The organism is Paenibacillus sp. J22P165 (genome assembly GCF_059692015.1).
On the sequence record NZ_JCAUAP010000001.1, the window covers coordinates 386,592 to 404,091 of the forward strand.

A 17,500-nucleotide genomic window follows, 5' to 3' on the forward strand; every position below is an offset into this window, starting at 1 on the left:
GGCTTAACAACTAATATGGGGCTAGACAGAAATACCAGTTGCATCGACCCAGCCGTTATTATTCTTATTTCGCCAAATCGCTTTCCCATTTGAGCCAAGTGAGGTATCAAAATAAGAGAGTCCCGGGTAGAGATTAGTTGTTGGTCTTTGAACTGATGTACCAGCTATTCCTAGGTTGGGAAGGCAACTTGGATTAATCAATCCAAAAGCGGCGTCTCCTACATTTCCTGTACTAGTAACTGATGTGCTTTTTGTAATGTCGATACCATAATGTTGGCAAGCAACAAATGAATTCCCATTAATGGTTGCATTTTTTGGATATGAGCTATTAGTTCCCTCTAATAATATGGCTGGGAATTTCATGTTTTCTAGAATGTTTCCATTAATGGTTACACCGTTTGAATTCGCTGTGAGTCGAATTCCATATCTTCCATCTTTTAGTATATTATCGCTAATTGTTAAATAATCAGATGCCCCATAAGCACGTATACAATCAGCACCTGAAACATCGGCATTAAGTGCGTCAAATTTTACGATATTACCTATCGTAATAATATGATTTGTAACGTCTATGAGCGAACCAATCTCAATACCGCACAGATAAGTTCCCCCGATGATATTATTATTTGTAATAATGGAATAACTGCCGTAAACTGAAATTGCTGAATAAGGTTGGATCTGCCCTTTTGTTGCGCCAAGAAAAGGATTATCAATTAAGTTACCTGTAACGAGAGTACCATTGACTTGAATTTTAATAGATCTTTTGTAACAGCGTTTAAAGTAATTATTAGCCACAGTAATGTAACAAAATCCTTTGAAATCTTGAATTACTACGCCATCTCCATCATTAATAGGTGAGATCTCCTCGAAACGATTATTTGTAATCATAATATTTGTTGAATCAGCTGTGCCTCCTGCTTGATTGGCCAAAACCCCTCTGCAAATTCCAGTCACACTTGCATCCAAATTGTGAATGTAACAGCCCGTGATCCATACATGAGTTACTCCAGATTGAATATGGATGCCTAAAGTTTCCGTTGTGTATCCAGTTAATTGCTTAAGGCTATAGATCTCACAATCGCGAATTGTGATGTTGCTACGATTAGCAGAGATTGTAATGCCCCTATTGGCAATATTATTCCCATTTAAATTAAGTCCTTCTATAATAATATTGGTCCCGGTTATGTTCAACATCATCATTTCGAATTTCGTAGCGCTTACTTTTAAAGTAGCCCCATTACTTAATATTGAAACTGATGTTGTGATAGTCGAACTGATAAGGTAAGTGCCGAGTGGAATATAAGCTATGGCACCTAAAGAAGCTATTGAAGAGAGAGCTGCTTGCAGAGTTGCGGTATCATTTGTTTTACCATCACCCTTTACACCATAATCCTTAACATTAATTACGGTATTATTAACGGACATTATTTCACCCTCCTTATCTTATTTGTAACCACTCATACGTGTCATCGGCTAGTTTCATACAGCAATATAGCTTGTCGGGTACGCCTGTAGTTCCTGCTAACAAAAGCAGCTTTCCGCGATTTGCAGTATTTGGAGTAGGGAAATTGTTTTGAATATCGGCTATTGCTGTGGAACCAGAGCTGCTGGAACTGTCTTCTATGTTGTCAATAGCCGATTGGAGAGTTCGAAAGTTACTGTTGATAACGGTAACAAAGTCACCTGGGACTGTAATTAAATCTTGCATGTTTTCTCCTCCATTCTTTTATGTCTTAGAACCATCATTTAACTCATATTACATAAATCAAAAAATGGGTAATTTGTCATACGTACCATCATATGTACTTCTGATGAATTTGAACTAGACCTTAATCTTATAACGACAAAAATAAGCCCTAATCACCTATTTATAGAGTGAAGGGGCTTTATTTATTAAACTTTTTTTCCTATTTATTAAGTTAGCTATTTAAAAAAATAGATAAATTGCCTTCGGGTACGAGGATTTTAAAGTTTTTGGCAGTAATTAAGTTATTTAAACAATGAATGTTGTTCTGGTTAAAGTTAGGCAAGTAAGTGGTGAGATCGATGCCACCTCCTTCGGGCATATGAATTACATTTTCGGTAATAGTACCTCTTGTTGCATTCTGCCAATTCCAAATACCGCGTTCGCCATTTTCTAAAATATTGGAAGTGATCCTGAAATCTTCAATATCACCAACTCGAATGGAAGTGGTTCCCTTTTTGTTACTCTCTACCCCCATTTTTATCGTATTTTTACTCACTTCTACATTTTTCACCGTCTTTGAAGAAGTGATTTCAATCCCAGAATAAAAACTACCTTTCCCTTCGATTATATTATCTGAAATTTTTATATTATTACCGTATACACTGATGCCTGCATACATATCCGGGGCTAATTTACCTTTGTCTTTTCCTTGATAATAGTTGTTATTCATATAATCATTAATAATATGATTACCAGTTACAGTGATTCCATTTGCATATAGTTTAATGGCTCGTTTAGCACAGTTATAGAACGTATTATTCGTAATAGAACTATTCGTATTTTGGATTATATCCTTATCAAGAAGTGGGTCTTCATAATAAATTCCATCGCCGTCATCTGCAGGACCAATATCATGAATCTTTGAGTTTTGAATTTTAAGATTCGAAGTAGATTTTTCAAGTGTACCTAAAGTTGTAGTTATGTATATTCCTCTAGCAATTAAGCTTCCATTTAGTGGATGAAGAGAGACGATATTTTGAATTTCAATTTGGTCAATGAGGATTGAATCTGTATTCCCATAAATAACGATTCCAGAAACAATTGAAGAATAAAAATCAGTTGACTTCTCAGTACTTTGAGAAGCATTCGCGACAAAACTATTAGTAATTTGAACCAGTGAACTTCCGGGTTGAATAACCAATACGCGGTTAACCATATTATTACCATCAAATTTCATATGATTAATTTGTATATTTGTACCTGATATATGAAATAAACCCCACCCAAACTTGGAGTTGTTAGCTTTAATAACTGACTCTGCCCCATCTCCAGTAATACTAGTATTGGATTTTAGTATTAAAGATTCATTTGAATTAACGATGTATGTACCAGCAGGGAAATAAATATGTAGCTTCTTTTTTGTTCCTGTATTCAGTGCAGTCTGAATAGCACCTGTATCATCACTAACGCCATCTCCTTTGGCACCAAAATCTTTAACATTAACCAGGGTAGGTACGGTGTGATAATGTTTGTAAATTAATATAAGAACGAGAAATAATGCGCCAATGAATAGTAAGTACCCTATATACTTGTATTTCAATTTAAACACCACAAAAAAGCTCCTCCTCTTTATTAATGAAGTGTGATTTTCAAAAGTAATAATAGGAAAAGAACTTGCTAGGATACATAATGTATCGTACAATATAATTATATACAAATTGTAACTTTTTGAAAAGTAAGAACTTTCAAGGGAGTTGAAGTAAAGATGAATGAATCAAACGTGGTGTATTGTTTAGAATGTAATTCATTAATATTAAGAAATGAAGCACATAAAATTTTTAAAACTGGTTTTTATAAAACGAATATTCCGTTGTCCCATTGTAAAAATTGCACTTGTTTAGAAACGACAGAAATGGATATTAGCATTCTTATGAATTCTAAAAAAGTACAATTCGATTCAAATTATTCAGAGAATTCATCCTACATTTTTGAATAATCACTAAGGGAGATAGCGGGGAATCAGAACACTTATATATTAAAAGCCACCCCTTACTGTTTAAGTGAGGGGTGGCTTTTTGCAAGAATGGATAACAGGCTCTTCTAACTCAACAAATGCTTAAACGCACTATAATCAATCTTTTGCTTCTCCAGAAAGCTAGTCAAACTCCGATAATCTCGCTTAGGCGTTGCAAGTATGTAACCTTCGATACAATGTTCTCTTGTGACCTCATTTGCTTTGGCCTCTAGGGCTACTTGTCCGATACGCGCGGCGATGGAATGTTTGGCAATATCGCGGAAAGCTGTCGGTACAGGTGATACTAACTGGTCGAGAAATGCTTTGGAATCTGTCGTCCATAGATGCCGTGAACTGTCCACGTAATGATTTTGCCAATCGAGTTTGGACTTGCCGTCCTCTTTGGGAAGGACCTTAATGAACTTGCGGAACATGAAGAACCCGCCGATGGACATGAATGCAAGCAACACGCATACCCAGAAAATGATGAAATACATAAAGAAATCATTCGCCATTTATTTGTCACCTCACTAATTTGCTTCAAATAGATAGTAAGAATTATACCTTATTTCTAGATTTCTTGCGACAATACGAGTAAAATAGGAGGGTAGCAGCTACTAATAAAGGAGTTATGGACTATGCCGAAAATTGGATCACACGTTTCGTTCTCAGATAAAGGCTTATTAAATGCAGCAGAAGAAGCCGTTTCCTACGGATCATCCACGTTTATGATATACACGGGCGCACCGCAAAATACGCGCCGTAAACCGATTGAAGAACAGTATATTGAAGAAGGCAAAGCTGTGATGGACAAGCATGCGATGAATGAAATCGTCGTTCATGCACCTTACATTATCAACTTGGGTTCTTATAAGGAAGATACTTTCGAGCTTGCCGTACGTTTCCTTCAAGAAGAAATTCGTCGGACGGATTACATCGGCGTTCGCAATATCGTGCTTCATCCTGGTGCTTATACGGATAAGGATGCGGACTATGGGATCGCTAGAATTGCTGATGGCTTGAATGAAGTGCTCGCTGGGGTCAAAGATACGAACGTTAACATTGCCTTGGAAACGATGGCTGGCAAAGGGACCGAAATCGGTCGCAGCTTTGAAGAAATCGCAGAAATCATGGAACGTGTAGAGTTCAACAATAAACTGACTGTTTGTATGGACACTTGTCATATTCATGATGCTGGCTATGATATCGTGAATGATTTGGATGGTGTTCTGCACCATTTTGATCGTACGATTGGGCTAGAGAAATTAGGCGTTATTCACTTGAACGACAGTAAGAATCCACGCGGCGCAAGCAAGGATCGTCACGCACCGCTAGGATCAGGATGGATTGGTTTTGAAGCAATGAACAATATTGCTAACCATGAGAAGCTGCAACATTTGCCGATGATTCTAGAAACACCTTGGATTGGAAAAGAAGACAAAACACAGCGTCCGATGTACGAAGCGGAAATTGCGTTGCTTTCCGGTAACCTAAGTGGCCGTTTTGGCGGCGAGTTCCTGGATCAAGTGGAGCGAATTGACTTTTTGATGAACAAAAAAGATATTCACTACCGCGATTTCGTAATTAAAACATGGGAACTGCTTAAAAATGATGCAAAAGCGAAGAAAGCGGATGGACGCGAGCCATTGGAGCGCTTATATGATATTCTTCATGAGGAACGCCTTTTCGCTGATCTTAGTGAAGAACAAATTAATCAACGATTGATTGTCTGGCTTGCTGGAAATGACATCTTGAAGAAAGCCTAAGCTTCATAGAGACAGATATCGCTAGGGGGATACAGATGGAAGCGGGAACCACGAATAGCACAAATCGCCGGGAGAGCGAATTGATGAATAGAGCAAGAATGCTAATTTCTTGCCCGGACCAGCCAGGAATTGTAGCAGCCGTATCACAATTTCTATTTGAATATGGTGCAAATATTGTGCAATCGGATCAGTACACGATGGATCCAGAAGGCGGCATGTTTTTCATCCGAATTGAGTTCGATTTAACAGAGTTGGCAACTCGTGTGGAGAAGTTAAGAGCTGATTTCTCAGTTGTTGCTGATAAATTCAAGATGGACTGGAGTCTGTCGCTGGCTAGTCAGAAGAAACGGATTGCGATCTTCGTCTCGAAGGAAGACCATGCCTTGCTCGAATTGTTATGGCATTGGCGTGCTGGCGATCTAAACGCGGACATCGCCATGGTAATCAGTAACCACAATGATATGCGATCACTTGTTGAGCCTTTCGGAATCCCGTTTCACCATATTCCGGTTACCGCGGCTACGAAAGCAGAGGCTGAACAGCGTCAACTTGAAGTCATCGGAGATGGCGTCGATGCGATCGTGCTTGCTCGCTATATGCAGATTGTTTCCCCTTCATTTATCCAAAATTACGCAAATCGCATCATCAATATTCACCACTCCTTCTTACCTGCTTTTGTAGGCGGTAAGCCTTATGCACAAGCGCATAACCGCGGAGTCAAAATTATTGGTGCGACAGCGCATTATGTGACGGACGAGCTAGACGCTGGACCGATTATTGAACAGGATGTTCAGCGGGTAAGTCACCGAGATAATGTCGAGGATTTGAAAAGAATCGGTCGTCATATTGAGCGTATCGTATTGGCACGAGCCGTTGCTTGGCACGTCGAGGATCGGATTATCGTTCACAATAATAAGACGGTTGTTTTTAACTAAAGAAAACTGCGTCCACATCGGACGCAGTTTTTTTGTTCCCATTTTCATATAAACCCTAGGTTTTCATATCTTTTTCCTAAAACCGCTTTGGCATCTCCACGCAGCCAATCCTCGATTAATGTATAGTACACCGAGCGGAAGTCAATCTCGTATTTTAAATCGTCGCATCTAGAATATTTAAGCTTGGTGAAGAACCGTACAAACCGCCATTTACTTGCCCTCCCATTACAAAAACTGGAGCTGCCGTTCCATGATCAGTTCCACCACTGGCATTTTCTCTCACACGACGGCCAAATTCAGAAAAAATAAGGGTAACAACATCGTGTTGCAGTCGTAGCCCTTTTAAATCAGAGTAAAATGCATGGAGTCCTTTATCCAACGTATCTAACATTTTGGCATGTTGCTCACGTTCATTCGCATGATCGTCAAAACCATCCAGTTCTGTGTAATAGACGCGGGTATCTGACTTAGCTGCAATCAGCTTGGCAGCAATTTGTAGGTTATTGGAAAATCCGGTTTGTGGATAATTTACCTTGCTAGTATAAGTCGAAGATGCCATAGATTGAATGATTTCAGCGTTTTGAAAAGCGGCAGATGCATAAGTTGCTGAAACACGAAGCGTTACTTGATTCGGTTGTTTCTGATATAAATTTTTAAGCAATTGTGTCATTCGTTGCTGATCATTTGCAGTAATTGTAGAGGAAAATGGATAAAAATTTTCAATAGATTCTATTGTTGGAATGTTAATTCCTGGCGTGTTGAAGACCTTTTGTGTATAACCGCCAATTTGAATAGCGGGCATGGGCTGCTTAGGTAAGGATGAAGCGATATAACGACCAAGCCAACCACTTTCTGAGTACTCTTCGGGTAGAGCCGTTTGCCAGATATCCATTGAACGGAAATGCGAGTAATCGGGTTTCGGATAACTATCTGCTTGAATAATGGCAAGGTTACCATCAAGAAAAGAGTTGTGCATATGTGAAAGGCTTGGATGAAGTCCAAGCTGATGATTAATCGGAAGTACTTCTTTTTGTCTATATCCAAGGGTAGGGCGTTTGTCATAATATACTCCCGAACCATAGGGGATAAGGGTATTGATGCCATCGTTTCCGCCTGAAAGTTGTACAACAACAAGAACAGGAGATTTACTCTGATACTTAAATTTGGCATGTCCTGTTAACAGAGCTCGCCCTTTCTCTGAAGCCAGTAGAGTCCCGCCAAAACTAAGGGTAGCAATGAGTGCTGTACTCTTTTTAAGAAACTCTCTTCTTGTCATTTTCATAAACGCTTGACAACGCCTCCTTATTTGACCTGATTTTCAGGGCATAATAGCATAATTAGAAGTAGTTGGCGATTTACCGAATCGGTTAGTGAGGGACTGTCTTGTGCATAAGAGGATAGACCTTGAATAGTACTGCTATTCAAATAGCCAATTCTAAGTTTCTTGCTCCAAAGTCTCAGTCTTTCTTCGATAAGTAATTTTGGTGTTGACTTGTACAAATCGAGGTTGAACCAGTCTGAAGAAACTAGAAAGGATACTTTTTCAGCAAATTGGAATCGGGTAAGTAAAAGGTTCGAGAGCAACCAAGAGTTGTTTCCTGGCCAACCTGAAACATTAGGAGGCATGAATAGTCTTTGCCCCATTCGTTCCAAAGCCTCGAGTAGGAGTTCAGATGGTGGCAGTGAGAGTGTTCTAGCTAATCCGACAACAAGGTCTACGGGCGATTTAATAAGTGACATATAACTGGCATCGGTATAAAATTCATCGGAAATAAAGATCTCATATAAGGCATCTTTAATTTGTTTCGTTTGTGCGAAACGAGAGGCGATTCTTTTGATCCAAGCAGCCGAAGGGGTGGTTGTAGCGAAAGCATGCAATAATTTTAGAGCTATGAAGTTATATAGGGCGGGTTGTGTGAGTAAGACTTCAATTACTTTCTGATCATTCATATTTCCTGTCTCACCAAGCAACGTTTTTATTTGATTGTCATGCTGTTTGGGATCGAAAATAAAATCTTTAGTTTCATACATATATCGCCAACCAGTAAAAGCTCTCGCAGCTTCTTTCACATCTTGTTCGCTATAATTACCCCTCCCTAGCGTGAATAATTCCATAACCTCGCGTGCATAATTCTCATTTGGACTATCCTTTCGATTCTCACCGATATCAAGCCATATCATCATGGCAGGATCTCTACCGATTGCAACTAGTAAATCTTGAAAGGGTCCAAGTGCTTTGCTGCACAAAAGATCATTCTGAACGATCATCTTCTTTAGATCGTCTACTTTGCGAATAGAGGTTGCGAAGTGATTATGCCAAAAGAGTGTCATTCTCTCTACTAAAGGTGTGCTACCCTTAATCATTCTATATATCCAATAGAGCTGCTGATCCTCAAAATGATCTGAATTTAGGTAGCGGCCTTCTATATGAATTTTTTCTATCGCCTCAATCTTTACCATTTTACCCGTTATAGGCACCCCATTCACCAATCGCCTCACCGACTCTTCCCTACCCAAGGCCAAGCTCGCCGCAATGTCTTCATCACTCGCTCCAAAGGCAGCCCGATTAAACAAATGGATGATTTCTCTCTCGGTCCAATTCTTTGCCATTTCTCACCTCTTGTCCCAATCCTATTACTATATATAGTCGGATTATGTGAAAAAAATGACGTTTTAATGAGTTATTGTGGCATTGCCTTAAAGCAAATGGTACAATAATGCAAGCGACAAATGTCACTTGTATGTACAAGTTAGAGATTGATGAAAATACAGAAACAATGGAGGGAATCTTCGAATGACTGCATCAACGAAAACAATTGAACAATTAGCCGTGGACACGATCCGTACACTCGGTATCGACGCGGTTGAGAAAGCAAAATCCGGCCACCCAGGTATGGTTATGGGAGCTGCTCCAATGGCTTACGTGCTGTGGAAACAGCATATGAAACACAATCCTTCAAATCCTAAATGGGTCAACCGTGACCGTTTCGTTCTATCTGCTGGACACGGTTCCATGCTTCTATACAGCTTGCTTCACTTGTGCGGATATGATCTGCCAATGGAAGAGATCAAGAACTTCCGCCAATGGGGAAGCAAAACGCCTGGTCACCCAGAGTACGGTCACACAGCTGGTGTAGACGCTACAACGGGTCCACTTGGACAAGGTGTGGGTATGGCAGTCGGTATGGCGATGGCTGAAGCTCACTTGAGAGAAACGTACAACAAAGAAAACTTCCCAGTTATCGATCACTACACGTACGCAATTTGCGGCGATGGCGATATGATGGAGGGCGTTTCCTCTGAAGCCGTTTCCCTTGCTGCTCATTTGAAATTGGGCAAATTGATCATGATGTATGATTCCAACGATATTTCGCTGGATGGCGAATTAAATATGGCGTTCTCTGAAAACGTGCAAGCACGTTTCGAAGCTTACGGCTGGCAAGTTATTCGCGTTGAAGAGCAGAATGACCTTGCTGCGATCTCCAAGGCGATTGCTGAAGCGAAAGCTGATACAACTCGTCCTACATTGATTGAAGTGAAAACGACAATCGGTTTCGGTTCCCCGAACAAAGGCGGTAAAGGTGGTCACGTTGGACCTCACGGATCCCCACTTGGCGGCGACGAAGTAAAATTAACGAAACAAGCATACGGCTGGCCGGAAGAGCCGGATTTCTATGTTCCGGACGAAGTTCGCGCACACTATGCAGAAATTCAAAAAGAAGGTACTGCAGCTGAAGAAGCTTGGAGCAACCTTTTGAACGAGTACATCAAAGCTTACCCAGAGCTTGGCAACCAATTCAGCGCTGCTGTGAATGGTGAGCTTCCAGCTGGTTGGGATGCTGATCTTCCTACATACACGACAGAAGACAAGCCTATGGCTACGCGTGTTGCTTCTGGTAATGCAATCAATGCCGTTGCAGGCAAATTGCCACAATTGATTGGTGGCTCCGCGGATCTAGCGAGCTCTAATAACACAATGATCAAAGGCGAATCCAACTACAGCGCTAGCAACTATGCTGGACGCAATGTATGGTTCGGTGTTCGTGAGTTTGGTATGGGTACAGCAATGAACGGTATGGCTCTTCACGGTGGGGTAAAAGTGTACGGAGCAACTTTCTTTGTATTCTCCGACTACCTACGCGCATCCATCCGTCTTGCAGCTTTGATGCAATTGCCAGTGATCTACGTGCTAACGCATGATAGTATCGCTGTTGGTGAAGATGGGCCGACGCATGAGCCGATCGAACAACTTCCGGCACTTCGCGTAATTCCAGGCATCACAGTTATCCGTCCTGCTGATGGTAACGAGACATCCGAAGCTTGGCGCTATGCGATCTCGGAATCCAAAGGTCCAGTTGCGCTTGTCTTGACTCGTCAAAACTTGCCAATCCTTCCAGGTACGGTTGAAGGAGCAAAAGCGAACCTGCGCAAAGGCGGATACGTGGTATCCGACGCTGCAAACGGTCAACCAGATGCACAAATCCTAGCAACAGGTTCTGAAGTACAACTAGCTGTCGCGGCGCAAAAATTGCTGCAAGCTGAAGGCATCAACGTTCGCGTTGTCAGCCTGCCGAGCTTGGAATTGTTCGAAAAACAATCCAAAGAATACAAAGATTCCGTTATCCTGCCAGGCGTGAAGAAACGTCTTGCTGTTGAGATGGCGTACCCACTTGGTTGGGAGCGTTACACAGGCGACGAGGGTTCAATCCTTGGAATCTCCACTTTCGGAGCATCCGCGCCAGGAGATACGGTTCTTAGAGAATACGGCTTCTCACCTGAGAATGTTGCAGTACGCGTGAAAGCATTGTTGGGTTAATTAATTAGCTGGGGCTCAGTTCATCTGGGCCTCGGCTTGCATTTATTCATAGCCATTTTAGAGGGGGAACTTTTAATCATGTCTAGCTTTGAAAATGTAACTGTACTTACGAAAGCCAATGTTTATTTCGATGGAAAAGTAACAAGCCGCACTGTGCAATTCGCAGACGGCACGAAGAAAACACTAGGCATCTTGCTTCCAGGTGAATATGAATTCGGAACAGACACGAAAGAAATCATGGAAATCCAAGCTGGTGAGCTGAACGTATTGCTTCCAGGCAGCACAGAGTGGATTACGATCAATGGCCAAGGTGAATTCACCGTGCCAGCGAACACGAAATTCAAGCTCGAAGTGAAAACAGTGAGCGATTATATCTGTTCGTATATCGCTGAGTAATTACACGGCGAGTCGAACGCTTTGAAGCGAAAAACCATACATCGGAATTGAACGTTATGTTCAATGGATGTATGGTTTTTTTCATTTAGAAGTCCAGCTATATAGGGACCGAATATCCATCTGCAACACCTCTTCGATGTCGGTCATACGAACCCATAACTGCTGGATCTCAGGGTGATCCTGGAATAGGAGCGTATGTCGTTGCTTGATGCTAGAGAGGCTGATGCCGAAAGAAGCAGGACGTGCAGGATTGACGACAAGGTCCTCTAGCAGCACGGTGATTCCAGCTTCTAGTTCGGGGATTTCTTCGATATGAAGTTGCTGAAAAGGAGCATTGATCGGTATGTAAAGGGTGGACTTACTAAAATCAAGTTCGTTAGGCCGAAACCGAAGCGCCATAATGAGTGGTTGTATGTGCTCTTCATGAAAGTCATAAAAGACGGCTAGTTTGACGATGGGCCATTTCCCCTTTTTGCTTTAAATGTTCCAATTTGTTCATGATGGCGCGGGTGGCATCGGACCAGTTGGCTGAATCGTACGTCCTCACTTGACTCTGAGTAAACTGTTGGTATTCATAATCCAGAATCCCTTGCAGGACGCGCCGTTGGATTTGTTCGATCCGCTCATTGGCAAGACGATAGGTAACCTGAAATTCTTCAGCTAGAAAGGCGACGATTTCACTTTTTTGCTCGGGCAGTGAAAGTTTCTTCAGCATGGACATCGGAATAGCCGCGTAGAGCTGAAATGAGGAGGCATCCTGCTCTTGCCAATCGACATAGCGATCAGGCATAACCATTTGGTTGCCGGAGTGGCGAAGCACATGACAAAGTTCATGCAGGAAGTCCTCCCACTGTTCTTTGACGGATAAGCGGCGGTCTACATTGATGCTGAATAGTCCATCTTTTTCGATAGCCATACTGTTCATATCCATCGTATAAACCCAAATATGCAGCTTGGCAGCCAAATTTGTCATACTGAGTTGAGCTGGTGATGTAATATCAAGTTGATTATATAAAGCCTCTACCCACTGTTCAAGAGAGGTTGGTTGGTAATGAGTGAACAGGTGAATACACCTCGCTTTTTTCAATGGAATAGAATATATGTTCGCTTATTAGGGCTAAAGAAAAGCCCATAAGGGCTTGGCTTTATGAATTACTGCTTGCTGTCAGGTGTTCGGTTCTGTTGCTGTTCTTTGATGAAGTTCCAGAAACGAAGCATCTCGTCGCGGCGCTCTTTAGGGGCATTTTTGAAGTCTTTAAAAAATAAGCTCACATCAGGGTCATCGACTTCGTCAAGACCGTCTCCAGATAAGCCATCGAGTGACTCCTCTTCCGTTGGAGCAAATCCAGCAAGCAACAGAAGCTCGTCCTTCTCAGCTATACGAAGCGCATCGGCTAAGGCAATAACCGTTTCCCTTGAGGGATTGAAGCGGTTATTTTCTATGGAGTTAATAAATGAATAACTAACACCGGACCGTTCGCCAAGCTCTCTGAGGGAATAATTATTCATCTTTCGCAGATCCCGGATTCGGATGCCGAATTGCACCATATCTTTCATCGTTTGATCACCTGATTCTATTGTAAATGGTGAGCGGTACAAAAAACAAGGGGAGATCACTAAAAAGTTTTGAATATCAAAACTTTTTGTGTTGAAATTTTAAACAAGACAACGTATGATGTGTTTATAATTACAAAACAAACAAATTTTAGGAGATGATCAAGAGATGCTAGAACGTATTTTGAATATAAAGCAAGAACAGATTGATCGCCGAGCAACCCGCAAAAGGGTGGAAAGTGTGCTTGAAGCCGTGCGTATGTATCGAGCGATGGGGGATTTACGAAAAGGAAATGAAGCTATTTCCGCTAGGAATCAATGGTTCAAAGTGGCGGAGCACACAGCTCCTTACCAGGCGGGAACAGATGAACACATGAGAGGCATATGTGAGGAAGTGGAGCAGGCCATATCTCGGCTAGACGAGCAAGAGCAGGGAATTATTCGGGAACGTTATTTAAAAAGGGACAGGATGTTCGATTTTCTGTTGTTTCATGAGCTTAGTTTGAGTGAGCGTACGTATCGGCGGATGAAGAATAGAGCGATCGAGAAGCTAGCGTACATGCTGCGGTTGGAAGTGAAGTTACAACAAGGGTGACTGAGAGTTGGCCGTTTATTGGCAGTTCACCTAGAATATGGCATGTTATGATCGTTGTGTAGCCAAGTAAGGGAGGTGATAATGCCGACAAGAGGAACAAGAAACCGTTGCGGCGGAGGTGTAAGGAGTGAAAATATGTTTTTGAAAAGAAAAAAATGTTTTGAATTTCAAAACAAAAATAGGAGGAAAGAATAACATATGAACCAAAGCGGATTTAACCTAATATCGGACACACTCGAAGCCATTGTAATGTACACTTTCGGAGGTTGGTGCGAGCTCACAGGTCTTCTCATCATGGTGATGCTCGTCGATTACGTCGCAGGTATTGCTGTGGCAATAAAAGGTCAAAAGGGTCTTATCAGCCAAGATAGCTTTTGGAGACTTGCGCGCAAAGGACTGATGCTGCTTGTTATTATGCTAGCGCATCGTATGGATATCCTCATGGGTATTGACCTAATAATGATAGGGGCGATTTACTTTTACTTAGCGAATGAGTTAATATCTATCACTGAAAATTACAGACGATTTGGTCTGCCACTTCCGCTCATTGTAAAGCAATTGATTCAGATTTTGCGAAGCAAGGGGGAAGGGCTATGAGAGCCCAGAAGATGCCAAAAAAATTATTACCTTTTTGTCTGCAGCATGGACAAGCACGGAGGATATCGAAGCTAGGGAAGAGTTTCATCGGCTAGCCAATGAGCTTCGTAAAGTGTCAGGGCAGATGTGAACGATTCGATTGCAGTATAAATTAAAAAAAGAACACCGACTCCATCTAAGGAGGAGACCGTGTTCTTTTCTTATGAGTACGTCTTACACCGCACTCGCAATATGATCTTCAATATACTGCTCCAACTTAATCCGTACGTATGGCGGCAGTCCTGAGAGCATGCATCCGTAGCGGAAGCTGCGTCCTTCGGTTACGATGCGAATGACACGACCCGTGATCGGCGGTAATCCAGCTTCCTGTGGGAAATGGATAACGACGAACATATCGGGGGCAAGCAGAACATTCGTTGTGATCTGTAATCCGCTTTCGGATAGATCGAAGAGAGTGCCATCGATGTTTTGCCCGGAGAAAGAACCCTCTTGCTCCCATTGATAGATGGACAATTTCAAGTTAATATCCAGCTGCACGCGTGTATTCTTGCGACGTTCGCGACCAGAGAGCGGAGAAGCGGCTTTCACTGGTTCCGCAGCAACAGGCGCACTAGGCTTAACAACAGCTTGTCCCATCCATTCCTCGTAGCACTTAATAACAGCGCTAAGATCTTCTTCTCCTAAGCCCTTGCTTAGGCCGATTTGGAATAGATTAGTCGCAGATTGCAGCATGGGTGTTGGCAACTGAAATTTACTGGTGATTTCTTGCGCGAGGAGCAAATCCTTCAGCATCAGCTTCAAAGAGAATTGATTGCTAAAATCGCGATCGAGAATTTTCTCGCCTTTGAGCTCAACTTGTTTGCTATTGGCTCCGCCGGAGCGGACGATTTCTAAAAATTGGCCAGGGTGAATCCCAGCTTTTGTTGCAATGGACATGCCTTCAGCAAGCCCTGCTAGGTTAATACCGACCATCGTATTGTGCGCGAGCTTCGCATAAGAACCAGAACCACTTGGGCCTAAGTAAAGTGCTTTGCTGCCAAGTGCGTGGAACAATTCGAGCTGCTCCTCGAACACTTCTTTACTGCCGCCGACCATGAACGTAAGCGTACCTGCTTCAGCAGCAGGCTTCGTACCTGTCACAGGCGCATCGAGGAAGTCGACGAAGTGTGCAGCGAGCTCTTCTGCGAGCTTTTGACTTGTTTGAGGAGATACCGTGCTGGAGTCAATAATCGTGAGTGCAGGGTGAATACCGCTCAGAATGCCCTGTTCACTGTAAAATGTCTCAAGCAGCGCAGCATCATTGCTAAGCATCGTGAATAGCACATCTGAATGGCGAGCGACTTCCGCAGCAGTAAGGGCAACTTCAGCCCCCATTTGCTCAAGCTCGTCCACTTTGCCAGCAGTTCGATTATACACAGTTACCATAAACCCTTTTTGAATAAGGTTAGCAGCCATGGGCTTACCCATTGTGCCAAGTCCAATAAAGCCGATACGTTTCATGTCCTCACCTCTGACTTCATTTTAGCATGGGAATTAATACCTGTGAATTCCTTTCTCACTTGCTTTTGGACAAGCAAATAAGTATGCTAGGAAAAGGTAAAAAATAGAGATGGAGGCGAACCTATTGAGTAAAAAACTACAATTTGATTACAGCAAAGCATTATCCTTTTTATCCCAACATGAGGTCGATTACTTGGCGGCTCAAGTGGAATTAGCCCACAATCAACTACATAACAAAACAGGTGCTGGCTCAGATTATTTGGGCTGGGTGGATCTTCCTGAGAACTACAATCGTGAAGAGTTTGCTCGTATTCAAGCATCCGCGAAGCAAATTCAATCGGATTCCGAGGCACTTGTTGTAATCGGTATTGGCGGCTCTTATCTAGGTGCACGCGCGGCGCTAGAAATGTTGTCTCATTCTTTTTATAACATTTTGCCAAAAGATAAACGTAAAACGCCTGAGATTTATTTCGTAGGTAATAATATCTCTTCGACATATGTTACGCACTTACTTCAATTGCTTGAAGGCAAGGATTTCTCCGTGAATGTAATTTCCAAGTCCGGTACGACTACTGAACCTGCGATTGCTTTCCGTATTTTCCGCGAACTATTGGAGAAGAAATATGGTAAAGAAGCAGCTCGTAAACGGATTTATGCAACAACGGATCAAGAGAAAGGCGCGCTCAAAACACTCGCAACGGCAGAAGGATACGAGACTTTCGTTATTCCAGATGATGTGGGTGGACGTTATTCTGTGCTTACAGCGGTTGGTTTGCTTCCTATTGCAACAGCCGGTATTGACGTTGAAGCGATCATGAAAGGTGCAGCAGATGCACAGCAAGAATTCTCCAATCCGAAGCTTAGTGAGAATCAAGCTTACCAATACGCAGCAGTTCGTAACTCCCTGTATCGTAAAGGGAAAACGATTGAGATCCTTGTGAACTATGAGCCATCCTTGCACTTCGTTTCGGAGTGGTGGAAGCAATTGTTCGGGGAGAGCGAAGGGAAGGATTACAAAGGGATTTATCCTGCATCTGTAGACTTCTCGACAGATCTTCACTCCATGGGGCAATTCGTTCAAGATGGCAATCGCATTTTGTTCGAAACGGTTATCCAAGTTGACCAAGTGGCGGATCATATCACGATCGGTACAGACGCAGATGATCTGGACGGTTTGAACTTCCTAAGCGGTAAAACGATGGATTTCGTGAACAAAAAGGCTTTCCAAGGCACGATGCTTGCGCACACAGACGGTCAAGTGCCGAATCTGATCGTGACTTTGCCGGATATGACGCCTTACTCGTTCGGATACATGGTCTACTTCTTTGAAAAAGCATGCGGCATCAGCGGTTACTTGATGGGTGTGAATCCATTCGATCAACCGGGTGTTGAAGCGTATAAAAAGAACATGTTTGCTCTCTTGGGCAAGCCTGGTTATGAAAAAGAAAAAGCGGAACTTGAAGCTCGTCTAGAGCAATAATGCGTGGTAAAAACGAAAAACGATCAATCCTATCGGATAGGTCGTTTTTTTGCACCTCTTTTTCCATTATTTAGATGGTAAATTTTCTTTCCATATTGTCGAAGTCGAGGCATGTGTGTAGAATATAGTGAAACAGTTGTTTCCTTCTACCGAGAAAGGT

The 17,500-nt window shown here is 42.3% G+C and carries 17 protein-coding genes; 7 read left to right on the plus strand and 10 right to left on the minus strand.

The window, feature by feature from the left end; genetic code table 11:
• Positions 1 to 21: 21 nt before the first annotated feature.
• The 4 genes from AC58QM_RS01690 to AC58QM_RS01705 all read right to left on the minus strand — a co-directional run bounded on the left by AC58QM_RS01690 (position 22) and on the right by AC58QM_RS01705 (position 4,216).
• Positions 22 to 1,425, minus strand: coding sequence for a right-handed parallel beta-helix repeat-containing protein (locus AC58QM_RS01690; RefSeq protein ID WP_497280837.1), 1,404 nt, complete (start codon positions 1,423 to 1,425; stop codon positions 22 to 24).
• Positions 1,426 to 1,438: 13 nt separating this feature from the next.
• A complete protein-coding gene (locus AC58QM_RS01695) occupies positions 1,439 to 1,708 on the minus strand; it encodes a hypothetical protein (RefSeq protein WP_497280838.1) in 270 nt (89 codons plus the stop codon).
• A gap of 211 nt (positions 1,709 to 1,919) precedes the next feature.
• The gene (locus AC58QM_RS01700) at positions 1,920 to 3,299 is read right to left on the minus strand and encodes a glycosyl hydrolase family 28-related protein (protein WP_497280840.1); all 1,380 of its coding nucleotides are present in this window, start codon (positions 3,297 to 3,299) and stop codon (positions 1,920 to 1,922) included.
• A gap of 488 nt (positions 3,300 to 3,787) precedes the next feature.
• The gene (locus AC58QM_RS01705) at positions 3,788 to 4,216 is read right to left on the minus strand and encodes a DUF2621 family protein (protein WP_497280842.1); all 429 of its coding nucleotides are present in this window, start codon (positions 4,214 to 4,216) and stop codon (positions 3,788 to 3,790) included.
• A 123-nt stretch (positions 4,217 to 4,339) separates the two neighbouring features.
• On the opposite strand from AC58QM_RS01705, the gene AC58QM_RS01710 reads away from it, so the two are divergent.
• Positions 4,340 to 5,467 carry a deoxyribonuclease IV gene (locus tag AC58QM_RS01710; protein WP_497280843.1) on the plus strand — a complete coding sequence of 376 codons (1,128 nt, stop codon included), beginning with the start codon at positions 4,340 to 4,342 and terminating at the stop codon, positions 5,465 to 5,467.
• 83 nt (positions 5,468 to 5,550) lie between these two features.
• Positions 5,551 to 6,402 carry a formyltetrahydrofolate deformylase gene (gene purU, locus AC58QM_RS01715; protein WP_497280845.1) on the plus strand — a complete coding sequence of 284 codons (852 nt, stop codon included), beginning with the start codon at positions 5,551 to 5,553 and terminating at the stop codon, positions 6,400 to 6,402.
• 154 nt (positions 6,403 to 6,556) lie between these two features.
• On the opposite strand, the gene AC58QM_RS01720 is transcribed toward purU, so the two are convergent.
• Together AC58QM_RS01720 and AC58QM_RS01725 are read right to left on the minus strand one after the other, a co-directional pair.
• A complete protein-coding gene (locus AC58QM_RS01720; protein ID WP_497280847.1) occupies positions 6,557 to 7,684 on the minus strand; it encodes a DUF1501 domain-containing protein in 1,128 nt (375 codons plus the stop codon).
• A gap of 20 nt (positions 7,685 to 7,704) precedes the next feature.
• The gene (locus AC58QM_RS01725; protein ID WP_497280849.1) at positions 7,705 to 9,012 is read right to left on the minus strand and encodes a DUF1800 domain-containing protein; all 1,308 of its coding nucleotides are present in this window, start codon (positions 9,010 to 9,012) and stop codon (positions 7,705 to 7,707) included.
• A gap of 184 nt (positions 9,013 to 9,196) precedes the next feature.
• Between AC58QM_RS01725 and tkt the strand changes: the two genes are divergently transcribed.
• Complete coding sequence (gene tkt / locus AC58QM_RS01730) at positions 9,197 to 11,218, plus strand: transketolase (RefSeq protein ID WP_497280851.1); 2,022 nt, start codon at positions 9,197 to 9,199, stop codon at positions 11,216 to 11,218.
• A gap of 78 nt (positions 11,219 to 11,296) precedes the next feature.
• A complete protein-coding gene (gene ppnP, locus AC58QM_RS01735; protein ID WP_310501303.1) occupies positions 11,297 to 11,614 on the plus strand; it encodes a pyrimidine/purine nucleoside phosphorylase in 318 nt (105 codons plus the stop codon).
• 81 nt (positions 11,615 to 11,695) lie between these two features.
• Here ppnP and AC58QM_RS01740 read toward each other — a convergent pair whose 3' ends face one another.
• From AC58QM_RS01740 to AC58QM_RS01750, 3 genes are all read right to left on the minus strand, one after another.
• Positions 11,696 to 12,013: a hypothetical protein gene (locus AC58QM_RS01740; RefSeq protein WP_497280853.1), complete on the minus strand. Its 318-nt coding sequence runs from the start codon at positions 12,011 to 12,013 to the stop codon at positions 11,696 to 11,698.
• A gap of 31 nt (positions 12,014 to 12,044) precedes the next feature.
• Positions 12,045 to 12,587, minus strand: coding sequence for an ImmA/IrrE family metallo-endopeptidase (locus tag AC58QM_RS01745; protein ID WP_497280855.1), 543 nt, complete (start codon positions 12,585 to 12,587; stop codon positions 12,045 to 12,047).
• 179 nt (positions 12,588 to 12,766) lie between these two features.
• On the minus strand, positions 12,767 to 13,171 hold the full coding sequence (locus AC58QM_RS01750) for a helix-turn-helix domain-containing protein (RefSeq protein ID WP_497280857.1): 405 nt from the start codon (positions 13,169 to 13,171) through the stop codon (positions 12,767 to 12,769).
• A 166-nt stretch (positions 13,172 to 13,337) separates the two neighbouring features.
• Here AC58QM_RS01750 and AC58QM_RS01755 point away from each other — a divergent pair, with 166 nt between their 5' ends.
• On the plus strand, positions 13,338 to 13,763 hold the full coding sequence (locus AC58QM_RS01755) for an ArpU family phage packaging/lysis transcriptional regulator (protein WP_497280859.1): 426 nt from the start codon (positions 13,338 to 13,340) through the stop codon (positions 13,761 to 13,763).
• Between the two features lie 198 nt (positions 13,764 to 13,961).
• Entirely contained in the window at positions 13,962 to 14,360 is a 399-nt protein-coding gene (locus AC58QM_RS01760) for a phage holin family protein (protein WP_497280861.1), read from the plus strand.
• 213 nt (positions 14,361 to 14,573) lie between these two features.
• Here the strand turns inward: AC58QM_RS01760 and AC58QM_RS01765 are convergent, their stop codons facing one another.
• Complete coding sequence (locus AC58QM_RS01765) at positions 14,574 to 15,860, minus strand: NAD(P)-binding domain-containing protein (RefSeq protein WP_497280863.1); 1,287 nt, start codon at positions 15,858 to 15,860, stop codon at positions 14,574 to 14,576.
• A gap of 124 nt (positions 15,861 to 15,984) precedes the next feature.
• Here AC58QM_RS01765 and AC58QM_RS01770 point away from each other — a divergent pair, with 124 nt between their 5' ends.
• The gene (locus AC58QM_RS01770) at positions 15,985 to 17,340 is read left to right on the plus strand and encodes a glucose-6-phosphate isomerase (protein ID WP_497280865.1); all 1,356 of its coding nucleotides are present in this window, start codon (positions 15,985 to 15,987) and stop codon (positions 17,338 to 17,340) included.
• Positions 17,341 to 17,500: the final 160 nt, after the last annotated feature.